The organism is Streptomyces malaysiensis subsp. samsunensis (assembly GCF_024519315.1).
In the GTDB taxonomy this organism is placed as follows: domain Bacteria; phylum Actinomycetota; class Actinomycetes; order Streptomycetales; family Streptomycetaceae; genus Streptomyces; species Streptomyces malaysiensis.
Genome location: NZ_JANIIC010000072.1, coordinates 1 through 16,004, shown reverse-complemented (window position 1 = coordinate 16,004; position 16,004 = coordinate 1). Strand labels below are relative to the sequence as shown.

At 67.7% G+C, this 16,004-nt stretch carries 14 protein-coding genes and 3 pseudogenes; 7 read left to right on the top strand and 10 right to left on the bottom strand.

What is annotated here, in order from left to right; all coding sequences use genetic code 11:
* Positions 1-45 precede the first annotated feature (45 nt).
* The 8 genes from NQU54_RS40725 to NQU54_RS40690 are packed head-to-tail and all read right to left on the bottom strand — an operon-like array spanning position 46 to position 9,156.
* Positions 46-1,683, bottom strand: coding sequence for a long-chain fatty acid--CoA ligase (locus tag NQU54_RS40725; protein WP_257635411.1), 1,638 nt, complete (start codon positions 1,681-1,683; stop codon positions 46-48).
* Positions 1,684-1,701: 18 nt separating this feature from the next.
* Positions 1,702-2,436 (bottom strand): YoaK family protein, encoded by a 735-nt coding sequence (locus tag NQU54_RS40720; protein WP_257635383.1) that lies wholly within the window; start codon positions 2,434-2,436, stop codon positions 1,702-1,704.
* An 18-nt stretch (positions 2,437-2,454) separates the two neighbouring features.
* Complete coding sequence (locus NQU54_RS40715) at positions 2,455-3,414, bottom strand: zinc-binding dehydrogenase (RefSeq protein ID WP_257635382.1); 960 nt, start codon at positions 3,412-3,414, stop codon at positions 2,455-2,457.
* Positions 3,396-4,259 carry a mycofactocin-coupled SDR family oxidoreductase gene (locus tag NQU54_RS40710; protein WP_257635381.1) on the bottom strand — a complete coding sequence of 288 codons (864 nt, stop codon included), beginning with the start codon at positions 4,257-4,259 and terminating at the stop codon, positions 3,396-3,398. Before NQU54_RS40710 ends, NQU54_RS40715 begins: the two co-directional genes overlap by 19 nt.
* 1 nt (position 4,260) lies before the next feature.
* Complete coding sequence (locus NQU54_RS40705) at positions 4,261-5,328, bottom strand: alpha/beta hydrolase (protein WP_257635380.1); 1,068 nt, start codon at positions 5,326-5,328, stop codon at positions 4,261-4,263.
* 39 nt (positions 5,329-5,367) lie between these two features.
* On the bottom strand, positions 5,368-6,396 hold the full coding sequence (locus NQU54_RS40700) for an ABC transporter permease (RefSeq protein ID WP_257635379.1): 1,029 nt from the start codon (positions 6,394-6,396) through the stop codon (positions 5,368-5,370).
* A gap of 20 nt (positions 6,397-6,416) precedes the next feature.
* Positions 6,417-7,973: a sugar ABC transporter ATP-binding protein gene (locus tag NQU54_RS40695; RefSeq protein ID WP_257635378.1), complete on the bottom strand. Its 1,557-nt coding sequence runs from the start codon at positions 7,971-7,973 to the stop codon at positions 6,417-6,419.
* A gap of 4 nt (positions 7,974-7,977) precedes the next feature.
* Positions 7,978-9,156: a sugar ABC transporter substrate-binding protein gene (locus tag NQU54_RS40690; RefSeq protein ID WP_257635377.1), complete on the bottom strand. Its 1,179-nt coding sequence runs from the start codon at positions 9,154-9,156 to the stop codon at positions 7,978-7,980.
* 109 nt (positions 9,157-9,265) lie between these two features.
* Between NQU54_RS40690 and NQU54_RS40685 the strand changes: the two genes are divergently transcribed.
* The 3 genes and pseudogenes from NQU54_RS40685 to NQU54_RS40670 all read left to right on the top strand — a co-directional run.
* Complete coding sequence (locus NQU54_RS40685) at positions 9,266-11,059, top strand: gamma-glutamyltransferase family protein (protein ID WP_257635376.1); 1,794 nt, start codon at positions 9,266-9,268, stop codon at positions 11,057-11,059.
* A gap of 77 nt (positions 11,060-11,136) precedes the next feature.
* A complete protein-coding gene (locus NQU54_RS40680; protein ID WP_257635375.1) occupies positions 11,137-11,856 on the top strand; it encodes a GntR family transcriptional regulator in 720 nt (239 codons plus the stop codon).
* A 554-nt stretch (positions 11,857-12,410) separates the two neighbouring features.
* Positions 12,411-12,593 (top strand): annotated as a pseudogene (locus NQU54_RS40670) (IS3-like element ISRhosp1 family transposase); the annotation flags it as partial.
* Positions 12,594-12,689: 96 nt separating this feature from the next.
* Here NQU54_RS40670 and NQU54_RS40660 read toward each other — a convergent pair.
* Positions 12,690-13,580 carry an alpha/beta fold hydrolase gene (locus NQU54_RS40660; protein ID WP_257635374.1) on the bottom strand — a complete coding sequence of 297 codons (891 nt, stop codon included), beginning with the start codon at positions 13,578-13,580 and terminating at the stop codon, positions 12,690-12,692.
* A complete protein-coding gene (locus tag NQU54_RS40655) occupies positions 13,577-13,963 on the bottom strand; it encodes a hypothetical protein (RefSeq protein ID WP_257635373.1) in 387 nt (128 codons plus the stop codon). The genes NQU54_RS40660 and NQU54_RS40655 overlap by 4 nt, the downstream gene beginning before the upstream one ends.
* Positions 13,964-14,076: 113 nt before the next feature.
* Here NQU54_RS40655 and NQU54_RS40650 point away from each other — a divergent pair, with 113 nt between their 5' ends.
* From NQU54_RS40650 to NQU54_RS50610, 4 genes and pseudogenes are all read left to right on the top strand, one after another.
* Positions 14,077-14,418, top strand: a complete 342-nt coding sequence (locus NQU54_RS40650) for a Rossmann-fold NAD(P)-binding domain-containing protein (RefSeq protein ID WP_257635372.1) — start codon at positions 14,077-14,079, stop codon at positions 14,416-14,418.
* On the top strand, positions 14,415-15,308 hold the full coding sequence (locus tag NQU54_RS40645) for a dihydrodipicolinate synthase family protein (RefSeq protein ID WP_257635371.1): 894 nt from the start codon (positions 14,415-14,417) through the stop codon (positions 15,306-15,308). The genes NQU54_RS40650 and NQU54_RS40645 overlap by 4 nt, the downstream gene beginning before the upstream one ends.
* Positions 15,309-15,433: 125 nt before the next feature.
* Positions 15,434-15,748 (top strand): annotated as a pseudogene (locus tag NQU54_RS50615) (transposase); the annotation flags it as partial.
* A 31-nt stretch (positions 15,749-15,779) separates the two neighbouring features.
* Positions 15,780-16,004 (top strand): annotated as a pseudogene (locus NQU54_RS50610) (NF041680 family putative transposase); the annotation flags it as partial.

Genomic DNA, 16,004 nt, shown 5'->3' with positions numbered 1-16,004 from the left:
ATCTCTCCCGGCGCTCCTGCCACGAATCGTCACCGGCCGTCGGGTTCAGTCTCGCGCCTCGACCACCTCGTACGCGCCCTCGGCGTAACTGGCTCGGATCGCCATCTTGTTGAACTTGCCCACCGAGGTCTTCGGGACCTCTTCGACGAACGCCCAGCGCTCCGGCAGCTGCCACCGTGGCAGGGTGGCCGCGAGGAACGCCCGGTGCTTGCGCGCATCCCGGTCGGCCGGGTCCTTGACCACGGCGAGGACGAACGGGCGCTCGCCCCACTTTTCGTCGGGAACAGCGACCACGGCGGCCTCGATGACCGCAGGGCTGCTCATCACCAAGTTCTCCAACTCGACCGAGGAGATCCACTCGCCTCCGGTTTTGATGAGGTCCTTGGTCCGATCGACGAGCGTTAGGTACCCGTCCGACGTGATATGGGCGACGTCACCGGTGCGCAGCCAGCCGTCGTGGAACTTGCTGTCGTCGGCCACCGCACCGTCCGGGGAGTAGTAGGCGCCGGTGACCCACGGCCCACGGACCTCCAGCTCGCCGACGGAGTCCCCGTCCCATGGCTGCTCGGACCCGTCTTCGCCGATCAGGCGCGCCTCCATCGCGGGCAGGATCCGGCCCTGCGTGACTCGGTAACCGAAGGCGCGCTCGTCGTCGAGCCCGGCCGGCGGGTGCGCGACCGAGCCGAGCGGGGAGGTCTCGGTCATGCCCCACCCGTGCGTGATCGGTGCTCTGTAGCCGTCGAACTTCCGGATCATCGCGTGCGGCACGGCTGAGCCGCCGACGAAGATTGCGCGCAGGTGCGAGATGTCCTGCGGCACGACGTCGAGTTGCGCGCTCACTCCCTGCCAGATGCTCGGCACCGCCGCCGCGAACGTGGGACGGCCCGCGGCCATCATGGCCAGAAGCGGCTCGGGCTGGAGAAAACGGCCGGGCATCACCAGGGCGGCACCGGCCATCATCGCGGCGTAAGGGATCCCCCAGGACATCGCGTGGAACATCGGTACGACCGCGAGCACCGAGTCGCCCTGCGCCAGGCCCATCCCGGACCGCATGCACACCTGCATCGCGTGCAGCCAGCAGCTTCGGTGGGAGTACACGACGCCCTTGGGATCGCCGGTGGTGCCGGAGGTGTAGCACATCGCGGCGGCGGCGCGCTCGGACAGCTCCGGCCACGCGTACGACGTGGGCTCACCGGCGATCAGCTCGTCGAGCTGGTGCACGGTCACTCCCGCAGGTGCATCGAACGCGCTGGCCGGTCCGTTGGCGACGATGACGTGCTCCACATTCGGCGTCGAGGCCATGTAACGCGCGAGCATCGGCGCGACGGTGGCATCGACGACGATCACCTTGTCGTCCGCATGACGGATGACGTAGACGGCCTGCTCGGCCGAGATTCGCAGGTTGATGGTGTGCAGCACTGCGCCCATCGCGGGGACGGCGCCGTAGGCCACCTGGTGGGCGTCGTTGTTCCACAGGAACGTGGCCACCCGGTCACCGGGCGCTACGCCGAGTTTCGCGAGTGCATGGGCGAACTGTGCGGCCCGGTCGCCGATCTGGCCGAACGTGACCGTCTCCAACTCCGCACCGTTCCAGGTCGACACGGTCGTGTCGGCGAACACCCGGCGGCTGTAGTCGACCAGGCGGGACAGAGTGAGCTGCCCCTCCTGCATCGTTGACCGAATCACTTGATCTCTCTCCTTCTAAACACCTGAAGCAATCAAGCAGCTGGCGGGCTGGTCGCCCCGATCAGGGCGGCTCAGGCGATGGTGCCGGTCACCCAAGAGCGTCGGCGCAAGAGCCAGCACCCCCGCGACGATCAGGGCGATGCCGAGGTCGATCAGCAGTAGCGCCGCCCCGGCGACCGCGCCGAGGAAGATGCAGAGCACCGCAGTGAGACGGCGGACCGAGCCGGCACCGGCGCCGCTGCCGAGCAGAGAATCCGCGGCGAGCCCGGTGATCGTCGAGGTGACCACGACGGTGGTGACATCTTTGACCCCGAGGAACCGCGCAGTCGCGGCCTGGAGGCCCATCACCGCACCAAGGGTGGTCGACACCACCAGGGCCACCAGCCGGTCAGGCTCCCCGCCGCGGGCCAGAAGCAGCACCCCGAGCGCGGCCAGGACGACACTCACGACGGCGAAGAGCGCGGTCATCCGTGTGTTCCACACACCAGGACTGCGCCAAAGCACCCGGCCGGCCACGGCCGCCCCGATCAGGAAGCCGACCAGGGCCAGCGACGGGCCAAGCACCGGCAGGTCGTCGGCGCCGATCAGCCCCATCCCGAGGATCACCACGTTTCCGGTCATGTTGCCGGTGAACACCCGGTCGAGGCCGAGGTAGCCGACCGCGTCGACGATCCCGGTGACGAAGGTCAGGCACAGCATGGCCGCGAGATGCACTCGCTCCGAGGGCAGGGCGAGCAGACGGTCCCGCACAAATCTCTCCTTCATGCGTCACGGGACGTCGAGAACGGCTTTGCCGTGCAGCGCACCGGCGCGCAGCGCGGCGAAGGCAGCCTCGGCGTTCTTCCAGGAGTCGCGCCAGGTGACCTCGGCGTCGAGCTTCCGGGCGGCGATCTGACTGGCGAGCAGGGTGAGGTCCGCCCCGAGCGGTGTGCCCTGGTGGAGGTGGAAGGTCACCAGGGTCCGGTCGTGCCGGCCGTCGTGGGCATGGAACGCGCCCACCGGGAATGTCGTCTCGGTCGCTGTCGCGTGCCCCACGGCGACGAGCTTCCCGCCGGGGGCGAGGCCGACGTATGCCTCGACGAGGTGGTCGCCAGCGACCAGGTCGATGACACCGTCCAGCGGCTCGTCGACGTCGCCGGGACGAGCGACGACGTCGTCGGCACCGAGCTCGCGTAGGCGCTCACCGTGTTTGTCGGGACTCCGCGTTACTGCGATCACGTAGGCACCACCCTGGTGGGCCAGCTGCACCGCGTAGCGACCCACGCCGCCGGTCGCGCCGGTAACCATGATGCGGCGGCCGAGGGTGCCGGTGAGCTGCAGTGCGCGCAGCGCGGTGCCCGCGGCCACAGGGATGGTGGCGAGCGCGCCGGGATCCGTTTCCGGTGGCGCGACCCCTAGCCAGTCGGTGGCGACCGCCCTGTACTCGGCCCAGCCTCCGGTCGCGCCGTGGGTTACCACCAGGCTGCCTGCCGGGGGTCCCGATCCGTCGGCGGCGGCCACCTCGACCACGCCGGCGGAGTCCCACCCCGGCACCAAGCCTTCGTCCATGACATGGATGCCGGTGTTGACCTCGCCGAAGTTGAGGCCGATGGCCCTGATCCGGACGAGTGCCTCATTCGGCGCGGGCACTGGCACTGGCAGGTCGGGCACCAGCGTGACACCGGCGCGACTGGTCCGATCGGTGACGAGTGCCGCCATCCGGTCCGCCATCAGTCGCGCACCGGCCACGGGTTCATGCCCGGCAGGGTCAGATGACCGGCGTCGATCGGCAGCGAGATGCCGGTGATGAACTCGGCTTCGTCAGAGCACAGCCACAGCGCCGCGAGCGCCGCCGCCTTGGGTGGGAGCACGCCGGTGTTCCGCATCGCGGTCCACTGGTGCACGGCGTCAAGGTAGTTCTCCCGAGTGCCGTCGGGCTTGCCGCTCGCGCGCCGCCAGCCGCTGGGGTGGTCGTTGATGAGCGTGTCGGTCGTGGACGGGAGGATCGCGTTCGCGCGGACTCCGTAGTTGCCCAGCTCCAAGGCCGCCACCCGCATCAGCCCGATGACGCCGTGCTTGGCGGCGACGTACGGAGCACTGAACGGGACGCCCTCGACACCGACGTTGGAGGAGGTGAATACAATGGCACCGCTGCGCCGTTGCACCAGGTGCGGCGTAACTGCCTTCGCAGCGCGCCATGCTCCTTCGAGACAGATCCCAACCTGGTCGTTCCAGGCCTCGTCCGAGGTCTCCCAGAAGGGTTTATCGGACCAGTCATAGATGCCGGCGTTCGCGATCAGGAAGTCGATCCGCCCGAACCGCTCGACCGCCGCGGCGGCAGCGGCGTCTAGCGCGTGCTGGTCGCGGACGTCCGCGACCCGGGCCAGGCAGGACCTGCCTTCCGCCTCAACCAGCTGCTGGGTCTCCTTCAGGTCGTCCTCGGTCGCGAGCGAGTACGGCAGGCTGGCGACGTCGGCAGCGATGTCGACGATCACCACGTCAGAGCCGCGGCGGGCGAACTCGACGGCCTCTTCGCGGCCCTGACCGCGGCCTCCTCCGGTGATGAAGGCGACCTTTCCTTCGAACGAACTCATGTCAGTTCTCCTCTCCTTGCGGGGTGGTGGCAGGGATGCTGGCCTGGAGCTGGGCGGCCAGCCAATCGGCGACGTCGGGCAGCCACTTCCAGCGGGCGTTGGCGACGTTGTGATCGCCGCCGGCGATGACCCGGCGCTCGGCGACCTGGGCGTGCTCGGCGATCCAGGCGCCGGTGTAGTCACCGTTGACCAGCGGGTCTGCGTCGCCGTCGACGATGAACACCGGCACAGAGATCGACGGCACCCCTTCGGAGGCGTCGAGTGAGGCGATGAACTCCCGGCCCTGCTCTTCGTCGGTGGTGCGCACCCGGAGCAGCCCCTGGATGTGCGGCGGCAGCCCCTCCCACGACGGGCCGCGGACCAGACCGCTGACGATGACGCCGGCCCGCAGGCGCGGCTCGCGCGCCAGCGTGGCCGCGGTGTAGAAGCCGCCGAGGCTACAGCCGAGGATGCCCACGCTCTCCGGCTTCCAGTCCGGGATGCTCTCAAGGAGATCCAGCGCGGCACCGACGACAGCCGGGTACTCGGACGTCGGCGGTACCGTGCCAACGAGCTCGCCCTGGCCGGGCCCATCCAGCACGAAAGTGGCGCAGCCGCGGGCGAGCAATTCCTCGGTAATGGTGAAGAACTCCTCTTTAGCGCCGTCCAGGCCTGGAACCAGGACGACCAGCGGCCCTCCGTCCGGATGAACGCCGGGAACCCGGAGGACACCCGCGAATTTGTCACCCGTGAGACGCCGGGCGTTCGGCTCGAACAGCTGGATCGCGGTCCACTGCGCCCGAGCGGACTCCTGGTACGTCGAGACCCGCGGCGACGGCCAGGCACCCGCGAAGTAGTACCAGGCCGCGGCGGCGAGGTAGGACTGCCGGGCGGAGGCCAGGCGACCCTCCTCGCACGCCTTGGCACCGGCGCTCTCGTGGCCGGTTCCCGCCCCGCGGAACAGGTCGGACCAGTCGTCGAGGTTCTCGATCCGGGCGGTCACGGCGTCGTATTCGTAGACATCGATCCCGGCAGCCACGGCACGGGAGCGCGTGGCGGCGATCATCTCGACGGCTTCGTTCGATGTCACTGGGGTGCCTTTCGTGTGAGGGGAGGTTTCCTGCTCCGATCAGCCACGTCGTGCAGCCAGTCTGAGCCGTACACGGTCGAGGTACACCGCGACGAGCAGGATCGCGCCGGTCACGACCATCTGCCAGGAGTTGTTGAACCCGCGCAGGGCTAGGGCGTTCGAGAGCACCTGGAGGAACGCGGTACCGATCAGAGCGCCGTACACCGAGCCGGCGCCGCCGGTGATCGTCACGCCCGCCAGGAGCGTCGCCGCTACCACGTAGAGCACGATCGAGGAACTTCCCGCGGTCGGGTCGGCGATCGTCTGCCGACCGATCATCATCACGCTGGCCAGGCCGGCACAGGCACCGCTGACGCCGTAAACGGAGGCGATCACCCGCGCGCCGCCGACGCCGGAGAGCTGCGCCGCCTCCTGGTTGCCACCGATGGCGTACACCGATCGCCCGAAGATCGTGTATCGGAGCACGAGGCCGGCGAGCACGACGGTGACGACCGCGATGATGGCGCCGTACGGCAGGAGGCTGCCGAGCGTGTCGTTACCCAGAGCGCGGGCCAAGCCGTCACCGGACATATCGAACTGGCGGTTACCGGACCACAGCAGGGCAATGCCGCCGAGGACCGAGGCGCTGGCCAGAGTGACAACAAAGAAGGAGAGTCCGAACCGGCCGATCAGCAGACCGTTGACCCCGAATCCCAGTGCGGCACCGAGCAGCACGGTCAGCACCAGCGCAAGCGAGGTGGGCACGCCGGCGATCACCATCTTCGCGTAGGCGATGCCGCACAGGCTCAGGATGCCGCCCATGGAGAGGTCAATGCCGCCGGTGAGGATCACCATTGTCATGCCCACCACGAGCAGTATCGGGACCGCGCTGGTGCGAAGCAGGTTGGCGATGTTCGACGACGAGCCGAAGTTCGGCTCGGTGACGAGCTGGAAGACCACAACGACAAGTAGCAGACCGGCTACTGCGAACATCGGTGCGGACGAGCCGGTCAGGTGACGGATCCAAGGTCTCTGTACGGTGCCGCGTCGTCCGGATGTTTCGGCGGGCACGCTCGGCGTCACGGTCATGGATTCGAAGCTGTTTCCACTCACGTGTTTCTCACTTCCAGTGATCCGGGTTCCGGCGCGCCTTCGGCGCGGAAGGCAAGTCGGGTGATCGATTCCTCAGTGGCACGGGCGCCAGCTTCCTCGCCGACCACCCGGCCGTTTGACATGACAAGGACCCGGTGCGCCAGTCGCATCACCTCGAGCAGTTCCGAGGAGATGACCAGGACACCCAGCCCAGCGCTGGCCAGCTCCTCGACCAGCGCGTAGATCTCGGCTTTGGCACCCACGTCCACGCCGCGCGTCGGCTCGTCGAGGATCAGCACCGAGGGCTCGTGCAGGAGCCACTTGCCGATCGCGACCTTCTGCTGGTTGCCTCCGCTGAGCGTGACGGCGGGAACGTCCAAGCCCGCCGTGCGGATCAACAGGTCGCGGACCACCCGCGTTGTTCCGGCACGCTCGTGTCCAGGTCGGCGCACGCCCAAGGCCGACGTACGGCGCCAGGACGCCATCGCCAGGTTCTCGTGCACCGACATCGAGAGCACCAGTCCCGCGCCTTTGCGGTCTTCGGGTACCAGCGCGATGCCCGCGTCGATGGCGGCACGCGGCGTGGACAGCCGCACTTCACGCCCAGCCACTCGCACCGAGCCGGAGTAGGGCCAGCGACCGAAGAGCGTCTCGGCGAGACTGGTTCGCCCGGAGCCCGCCTGCCCCGCTACCCCGACGATCTCCCCCGCACGGACGTCCAGGTCGATGTCAGCTAGCCGCGCGCTGGTTATCCCGCGAACCTCCAGCCTCAATGCCGCCGACTCGAAGTCACCGTGATCCTTCTGCGCTGGCCGTTGGAAGATCTGGACCTGCTCGCGACCGACCATCAGCCGGACCAGCTCCTGCTCGTCGACGCCGGCGATCTCGCGGGTGGCGACGGTTCGCCCGTCGCGCAGCACCACCACTCGGTCTGCGAGATCAAAGTACTCGCGTAGCCGATGGGTGATATAAACGACGGCCGAGCCAGCAGCCCGCAACGAGTGGATCATCGCGTAGACGTGCTTGACCTCGTCCGCCGTGAGCGAGCTGGTGGGTTCGTCGAAGAGCACCAGGCGCGGGCGCCGGCGGACCACTCGGGCGATGGACAGCATCTGCTGCTGGTGCAGGGGAAGAGCGCCAACCGTCGTATGCGGGCTGAGGTCCAGGTCGAGTTCGCGTAGTTCTGCCTCCGTCTGCCGGTGCATACGCCGCCAGTCGATCAGCCCCGCTCGCCGGGGCAGGCGGCCGTCCAGCAGGTTCTCGGCCACCGTCAGCTGCGGTTGCACTGAGATCTCCTGGGCTATGAGTGCGATCCCGCGGTTGAGCGCGTCGGCCGGTCCTGCCAGGGACACTGGTCGTCCATCGAGCACGATCTCGCCGGCGTCGGCATTCTGGTGGCCGGCCGCGATCTTGAGCAGCGTTGACTTGCCGGAGCCGTTCTCGCCCACCAGGCCAAGGACCTCGCCGCTCCGAACCTCGAGGTCGACACCGTCGAGCGCCTGAACGCCGGGGAACCTCTTGGTGATCCCGCGAAGGTGGAGCAGGGAGTTGGTCTTACGGTTGGTCGCTTTCATGACATCAACTCACCTCGCAAGCAACGGCCTTACGCTGTGCCTCGGAAGCCTCCAGCGTCGGCTTGTCGCTCTCGATCATCGGCTGGATCTTCGTCGGCGCGAGGTCACGGCCGTCTGCTATACCGCGGACCCGGACGGCGATGGACGGCACCGCATCGACCGTCTTGCGACTCACGCAGCGCGGGTACAACGTGACGAAACGCGGCGCGGGCTCCCCCTTGGCCAGCGCGATCATCACCTCGACCATTTTCTGCTGCTGTTCCGGGATGCCCCACGCGAAGCTGTAGTCGATCGAGCCCTGCTGGAGTGCGGCGAGACCGACAGCGTCAGCGTTGTATCCGACGATGGTCAGCTTGCCGCGCATCCCGAGGTCGCTCGCCGCTCTTGAGGCCGCCACCGCGTCCGTGTCGCTGTAGGCGACGACGCCGATCGCGTCGGGGTGCTGCTGCAGCACCGCCTGCGCGGTGCCCCGTCCGCCAGCGATATCGTCGGTTTTGTTCGCGTACGTGCCGGCGATGGTCAGCTTGCCGTCGCTGCAGTCCCGCAGCTCTGACTCGAAACGCTTCTGCATCGCGATGAGGTCCTGCTGCGACCCGCCGTAAGCGCCGTAGATCACCTTGCCGCCGTCGGGGTACTTCTCGCAGAACAGCCGCGCGGAGTTGACCGCGGCGGTGAGCCGGTCCTGGTGGAACGTGGTCGAGGCACCCCGGAAGTTGGTGATCTCGCCGGAGACGACCGGGATGCCTGCCTTGACCGCGCGCCGGCTCGGAGCCGTCATCACGTCCGCGGTGAGCGGGAAGAAGGCGACCGCATCCGCGTGTTGGGAGATGATCTGATCCATCGCGGTGATCATCGTGTTCAGCGGGTCGTCCGCCTTCGCCTCGACCACCAGCGGGGTGGCCTCGCAGGCCTCAGCCGCTGCCGCGAACGAGTCGTTGCCCGCCTTGCCCCCGGCGTTCGAGCTCCAGACCCCGGCGTATCCGAGGGTGAGGCCCTTACCGGAGGTGCACTCCTTCGCCGGACCGGCATGGAGGCCGTCCAGGACCTTGTCGGCTTCCGACGACGACGCAGACCTATTCACCGCATCGCCGGCCGAGCCGTCAGTGCCGCCACAACCGGCAAGGGCTATCGCCGCGCCAGCGGCAGTAGCAACAGCAGCCAGTCGGCAGTTCAGTCGCGACATGCGTTTCCTCGGCTCTCTGTTGGCGTTGCCGTCGAACGCTAATGTTTTGCATCCGATCTGTCTATAGTTGAATCACACGTAGCCAGTTTTCATTCGCTAGGGGGTCCATATGCCACTTGATCGGGACGCTTTCCTCGCCCGGCCCGACCTTGAGGGCTCGTTCGGGATGGCCGCCAGCACACACTGGGTGGCCTCCTCCGTGGCCCAGGCGGTCCTAGAGCGAGGTGGTAACGCCTTCGACGCGGCGGCCGCCGCCGGTCTCGTGCTGCACGTCGTCGAGCCGCATCTGAACGGCCCCGGTGGTGAGCTGGTCGCCCTGCTGGCCCGGGCTGGGGAGACGCCGCAGGTCCTGTCCGGGCAGGGTCCCGCGCCCCGGGCGGCAACCATCGACCATTTCCGCTCGGCGGGCCTGACCTCGGTGCCGGGATCCGGCGCACTTGCCGCCGCCGTCCCCGGGGCCTTCGATGCGTGGCTGCTGATGCTGCGCGACTGGGGGACCTGGGAGCTCGCTGACGTCCTTGAGTTCGCCGTCCATTACGCCACCCACGGGCACCCGCTGCTCGCGTCGGCGGCGCGGGTCATCGGTGAGGTGGAGGGACTCTTCCGCGACAGCTGGCCGACGTCAATGCAGCTGTGGCTCCCCGAGGATCGGGCCCCGGTCGCGGGCGAGGTGCATCGCAACCCTGCGTGGGCGCGGACCCTGTCCCGGCTGCGGGACGAAGCGATCCATGCCGCAGGCGGGACCACGCGGGAAGCGGTCATCGAGGCAGCACGAGCGATCTGGCGCGGCGGGTTCGTGGCCGAGGCGATCGATCGGTTCGTGTCCTCCTCTTACCATCTCCACGCCCACGGGTCCGTGCTCCGGGGCGTGCTGAGCGCCACCGACCTGGCCGCCTACGCAGCCCACGTTGAGGCCCCTGTGTCCCGGGAGTTTCGAGGCCACCGAATCTTCAAGGCTGCGGCCTGGACCCAGGGACCAGTACTTCTCCAGGCGCTGGCCATCCTCGAAGAGTTCTCCGACGCAGACCTGGACCTGAGCTCAGCGACCGGGATCCACCTCGTCGTGGAGACCTTGAAACTCGCGCTCGCCGACCGTGACGCCCACTACGGAGCAGGTATCAGCGACGCCGGTTTGGCTACCTTGCTCTCCGACAGGTACGCCAAAGAGCGTCGGGAGCAGATCACCGACGTGGCTTCGCTCGAATTCCGTCCAGGTCGCGCCAAGTCGCTGTCGTCCTTCCTTCCCCCCCTGCTCCTCGCGCGACCCGATGCCGTCGGCGCGCTCGGCGAGCCGACGGTCCGCTGGGACGGTGAGACCCGTGGCGACACCTGCCATGTCGACGTGATCGACCAGTGGGGCAACGCCATCTCAGTCACCCCGTCCGGTGGTTGGCTGCAGTCCTCCCCCACAATCCCGGAGCTGGGCTTCGCCCTTGGGACCCGGCTGCAGATGACGCACCTGGATCCCGCCAGCCCGTCGGCGCTGCGCCCCGGGCTGCGGCCCCGTACGACGCTGAGCCCGACCATCGTTACCAGACCAGACCGACTGATCGCCCTGGGTACCCCGGGCGGAGACCAACAGGACCAGTGGCAGCTAGTCGCGCTGTTGCGCATGCTCGTCGCCGGACTCAGCCCGCAGACGTCGATCGAATCGCCGATGTTCCACACCACCAGCGCAGCCAGCAGCTTCTGGCCACGAACCTGGACGCCTGGCGGCCTGGTCGCCGAGGACCGGTTCAGCCCGGACCTGGTCAGCGAGCTCCGGGACCGCGGCCACCTGGTCGAGCTGGCGCCGCCGTGGTCGCTGGGCCGACTCTCGCTAGTCCAGCGGGACACGGCCCGGGGGCTGCTCTCTGCGGCGGCGAACCCGCGAGGGGCACAGGGTTACGCAACCGGCCGGTGACAGGGCCGACGCGACAAGCCGATTCCATACCTGATTGGATGCAACTGATGTCTACCAGACCAGTCAAGGAGAATGGCGTGACGCGCGAGCCGCATTCGAGCGACGAGAAGACCTCGTACGACGGATCGATGAGCGAACGCGTCGCCTCGGAACTGCAGCATCGCATCATCCTGAGCAAGATCCCGGTCGGCACCTGGTTGCGGCACGATGCGATCGCCCGCGAGTTCGGGATCAGCCGGACGCCGGTCCGGGAGGCGCTGCGGATCATGGCCGCCCGGGGGCTGGTCACCATCGAGCCCCACCGTGGCGCCCGGGTCAACGGACAATCCGTCCAGGACGTCCTTGAGATCGGCGTGGTACGTGCCGATCTCGAGGGCCTGGCAGCTTCGCTCGCGGCGGTGCATATGGACGACGAGCAGGCCGAACGGATGACCAGCGCTTGGTCGTCCTTCGCTGAGACCCTCGAGCAGACCGGGCCGAGGGAGGAACTGGCCGAGCACTGGATCGAGTCCAACGAGCTCTTCCACTCAACAATCCTGGAGGCTTCTGGCAACAAGTACCTGCAGCAGGCGATCGCAGATCTGCGGCGCAAGCTGCCACATAACATCTCATTCGGCGCCTATGCGGGCAGCTCCCGGCTGATTGCCCGCAACATGGCCGAGCACCAAATGATCGCCGAGGCGATCCTGGCTCAAGATGCCTTGAAGGCCCGCGACCTAATGAACGCCCACATTCGCAAGTCGGTTGAGGCGACCGCTCATTGGATCAACAGGAAGGCGCCGAACACTGTCCGCTAATGGCTTCCCGGGAGACAAGTCGTGGATTCCAGCTGCAGGGATCGCGGTGGCGCCGGGCCTGGGACGATGCCGGCACGGACGGTCTTCGGTCGGTGGGGCCGGTGTCGCTGCCCAAGCTGAGTGAGCAGCTGTTCGCTGTACTGGAGCAGGAGCCGGCCAAGGGCCCGGTAACGCACGGCCGGTCGGACCAGATCTGGACGCCGATCCGGATCAAGGCCCTGATCGGGCGGCGTTCCACACGTCGTTCACGCTCTCGGGGATCGCCCAGATGCTGCGTCGCCACGGCTGGAGCCAAACAGGTCCCGGCCCGGCGAGCCGTCGAGCAGGATGGCGCGGCCGTGGCCGGGTGGGTGAAGGAGACCTACCCGCACGTGGAAGCACCGCAGCGGTGCTCGACACCTACCTTGTCCTCGAGGACGAGGCCGGCTTCTCGAGGACGCCGCCCACTGCCCGCACCTGGTCTCGGCGAGGCGTCACACCGATCATCACGGTGAGGGGACGCTCCCAGCGCCGGATCTCGATCGCGGCCCTGGCCTGCTACAAACCGGCGAGCGATCGCGGCTCGTCCGGGACGCAAGTCACCGTATCGGGAGGAGTTCAGGAAGGACGCCGTCACGCTCTACCGCGCCTCGGCCGGGAAGCGCACGTATGCGGCCGTGGCTGCGGATCTTGGCATCACCGCGGAGTCGCTGCGGACGCGGGTGCGCAAGGACCCCCGCCCACCTGATGCGCTATCTCCGGTGGGGACTACACCAGGTCCAGTACCGGCCTAACCTCATCGACGGATGCCTGGCCGGCACTGGACTCACTCTAACGACACCGTGCCGGCAACGTCAGTAATCGGCGCGGCCCAGGTGGGTCAGTAGCAGCCGGTTCACTAGCACCGGTTCCTGCTGGTGAACCCAGTGGCCGGCACCCTCGATCACCTCAACCCGCAGGTCGGCGAAAGCTTCAGTCGAGGAGTCGACCCGCATGAAGCGGGCGACTGGGTCGGAGCTGCCTGTAATGAACAGTGATGGGCACTCGATGCGGCGTTGCTCGCGGGCCTGGGCGTCCTGCCAGTTCCGGTCGATGTTGCGGTAGTACGCCAGCCCGCTGGTGAACCCGGTCTTCTTGAACGCGGCCACGTAGGTATCGAGCACTTCATTAGGAAGCCAGTCGGGTGTGGCGGCTGGCGCCGTAACGCCCAGGTCCTCGAAGCGATCGCCGAACGCTGCGGTCAGCGTCCGCAGAACATCGCGGTCAAGTTCGGCGGCGGTCTCGGACTCTTGGAAGCGAAGCTGGTAGAAGTCTTCGCCATATCGGGCACGCAGGATCTCGGTGGGCGCCTTCGGCGGCGGCAACACGTAGGGCACGCTCAGCCCGGTCAGGGACAGCAGCCGATCGGGATAATCGAGGCCGAACTGCCAGGTGCACGCCGCGCCCCAGTCGTGGCCAACGACATGCGCCCGCTCAACGCCCTCGTGGTCGAGCAGCCCGATCAGGTCCCGGCCGATCACGCGCGCGGAGTAGGCGGAGGACTCCGCCGGACGCTCACTGCCGCCGTACCCCCGCATGTCCGGCGCGGCCACTCGGTAGCCAGCGGCAACCAGCGTGGCAATCTGGAGTCGCCAGGTGATGGCCAGGTCTGGGAAGCCGTGGACCAGAACGACCAGCGGTCCGTCGCCTGCGACGGTGACCGCGAGATCGGTCCCATCGACCCGCCAGGTTTCGCGCACGGTCACCAGTCGATCGCATGACCGGAGATGACACGGCCATTGTGCACCGGCGGCTGGGAGGTTGCCGAGCGGCTCGGCCCCAGCAGCTCAACGATGTAGTGAGTGCTGTCTTCGTCTCCGACGTTGGTGATCCAGTGGTCGGCTGGTAGCCCGGCTGTGCCGACCTCGCGGTAGAGCACGAACCCCTCGTCCGATGGCTGCCGGATCACACCGGTGCCGCCTTGCTCGCGCGCCTCCATCAGAGACGGGTTGGCATAGACGAGAACGTGGTCATGGGCATGCATGTGCGGGCGGCAGGCCTCTCCCGGGTGCAGGTACATCCGCCAGACCCGAACGACATCATTCTCGAACAATAGTTCCGTGCCGACGCTCTGGTCTCGTTCGCTCATGAGGGCCTCCTGGACGGAATCTGCGATGGCGCGAACGAACTTACCATATTGGATGCAGTAGTATTAGGATTGCATCGCACGAACCGATCTGAACCGAAGGAGTAGGCGTGAGGATGAGCGTCCCCAGCAACGTCAAAGACCAGGAGTTTCGCGTCGCCGACACGCCCATCAGCGTTCATGAACTCACCCTCCACAGAGCCGATGCGACAATGACGTCCCCCGCCAAGCACGCCCGCGGCGCCGACGTCGATATCCACGTAGTTACTGAGGGATACCACCGCGTGCGCGAGAGCGTTACCCTGCTCGCCCACCTGCACCTGGTGGACAGGCGGTTCGCCGACGAGCCGCTTACGCGCACGCGCGATGGAGCGCTCACGAACTCTCAGGTGCACGAGGCAGTCGGCGTCGAAGCCATGTCCCTCAATGTCGCCTGCAGGCTGGCTGAGTCTCAGTGACCGATGCGCAGCACTCCTCGATTCCGGTGTGGGGCATGGTGCTCACCCCGTTCACACCGACTGGTGCCGTCGACCACGTCTCGTTGGCCCGGCACGTCTCGGCGCTCGTCGCCGACGGTGTTCAGGGCCTGATCGCCCTGGGCGTCATCGCCGAGCCGATCGCCCTCACCCGTGCGGAACGCGGTCAAGTGCTCGACACAGTTCTCGAGCACGCTCAGGGCAGACCTGTCGTCGCCACCGTCATGTCGCTCGATCACGACGACAGACGATTGGACCTGCGCGACGTCGTCGCCCCACGCCGCGATCACTTGCAGGCCGTCATGGTGCCCGTGAGCTCATCACACGCTGACGTCCTGGTCCGCGACCTCAAAGACACCTACCAGAACACAACACTCCCGCTGTGGTTGCAGGACTATCCGATGCCGACCGGCATCCATATCGGACTGAGCGACCTGCTCAGAGTGCTCGCGGCTGTCCCCGAAGTGGCCGCCGTCAAGTGTGAAGCGCCACCCACCTTCTGGCGGATCCACAAGCTCGCAGCCGCTCAATCCAACCTGACGCTGCTCAGCGGCATGGGCGGTGCGAACCTGGTCGAGGACCTAGTGGCCGGCGCGCGAGTAGTCGCGTGTGGGATCAGTCGGCCGCGCGTACTCGTCGACGCCGCCGCCGCTTGGGACGTCGGCGACCTCGCCTCGGCCCGCGCACACCTCGGACGGATTGCCGGCCTGATAGGCCTTGAGACCCAGCCCGGCACGAGCGTCGCCGTACGCAAGGAGCACTGGCGTCGGCGAGGCATCATCAGTTCGGCGACTGTCAGGCCTCCACAATTGCCCTATCCCGAATTCCTCTCCGCGCTCAGCACGGAGCTCGGCTACTCGAACGACCACTGAGCTTGGCGTTTAACCTCGCAGGTCACCCGACCTGCTGATCTGCGGTTCTTCCCGGGACAGCGGAGGCGGCCGTTCTCCACGCTTCGAGATGTCGAGTCACGAAGCACGAGAGAACGGCCGCCGTTATGAGTCTCCCGGTCCACGCGCCCGCGGGCGAGGCGTTCGACGTCTTGTCCCGCTTTCGGGTCGAGTTCTACGAGTGCCTTTACGCCCGCGCGGATGCGCTCTTCGAGCTCACGGACGCGGTGCTGTGTGCGGACGGGCCGGTGAAGACGCTGGTCGAACTGTCGCTGGCGGTCGAGCACCGGCGCGGACACGGGGCGTTGTACGCGGCGTTGGACCGGGGCTGGCTGGAGCCGGCGCGGTTGCGGCGTGCGCTGGCGGGCCTGCCGCTGCCGAGGGCGGCCGACGGGCGGATCGTGCTGGCTGTGGACGTGAGCGGACACCACCCGCTACGGCAAGGCCGAGGCGATGGCCTGGGACCGGATGCACCCGCGGCTCACCCACCGCGGCCCCTGGCTGAACCACACGAAAGAGGAACTGCCCATCCTGCACGGCACGTTGATCCGCCTGAAGGTCGAGCGCCTGCCGGGCGACCGTGACCCGAAACCGGTTTGGCTGTGGTGCTCGGCCACCGCCGCCACACCAGCCGACGTGGAGCACTGGTGGCAGTCCTTCCTGCGCAGATTCGATGTC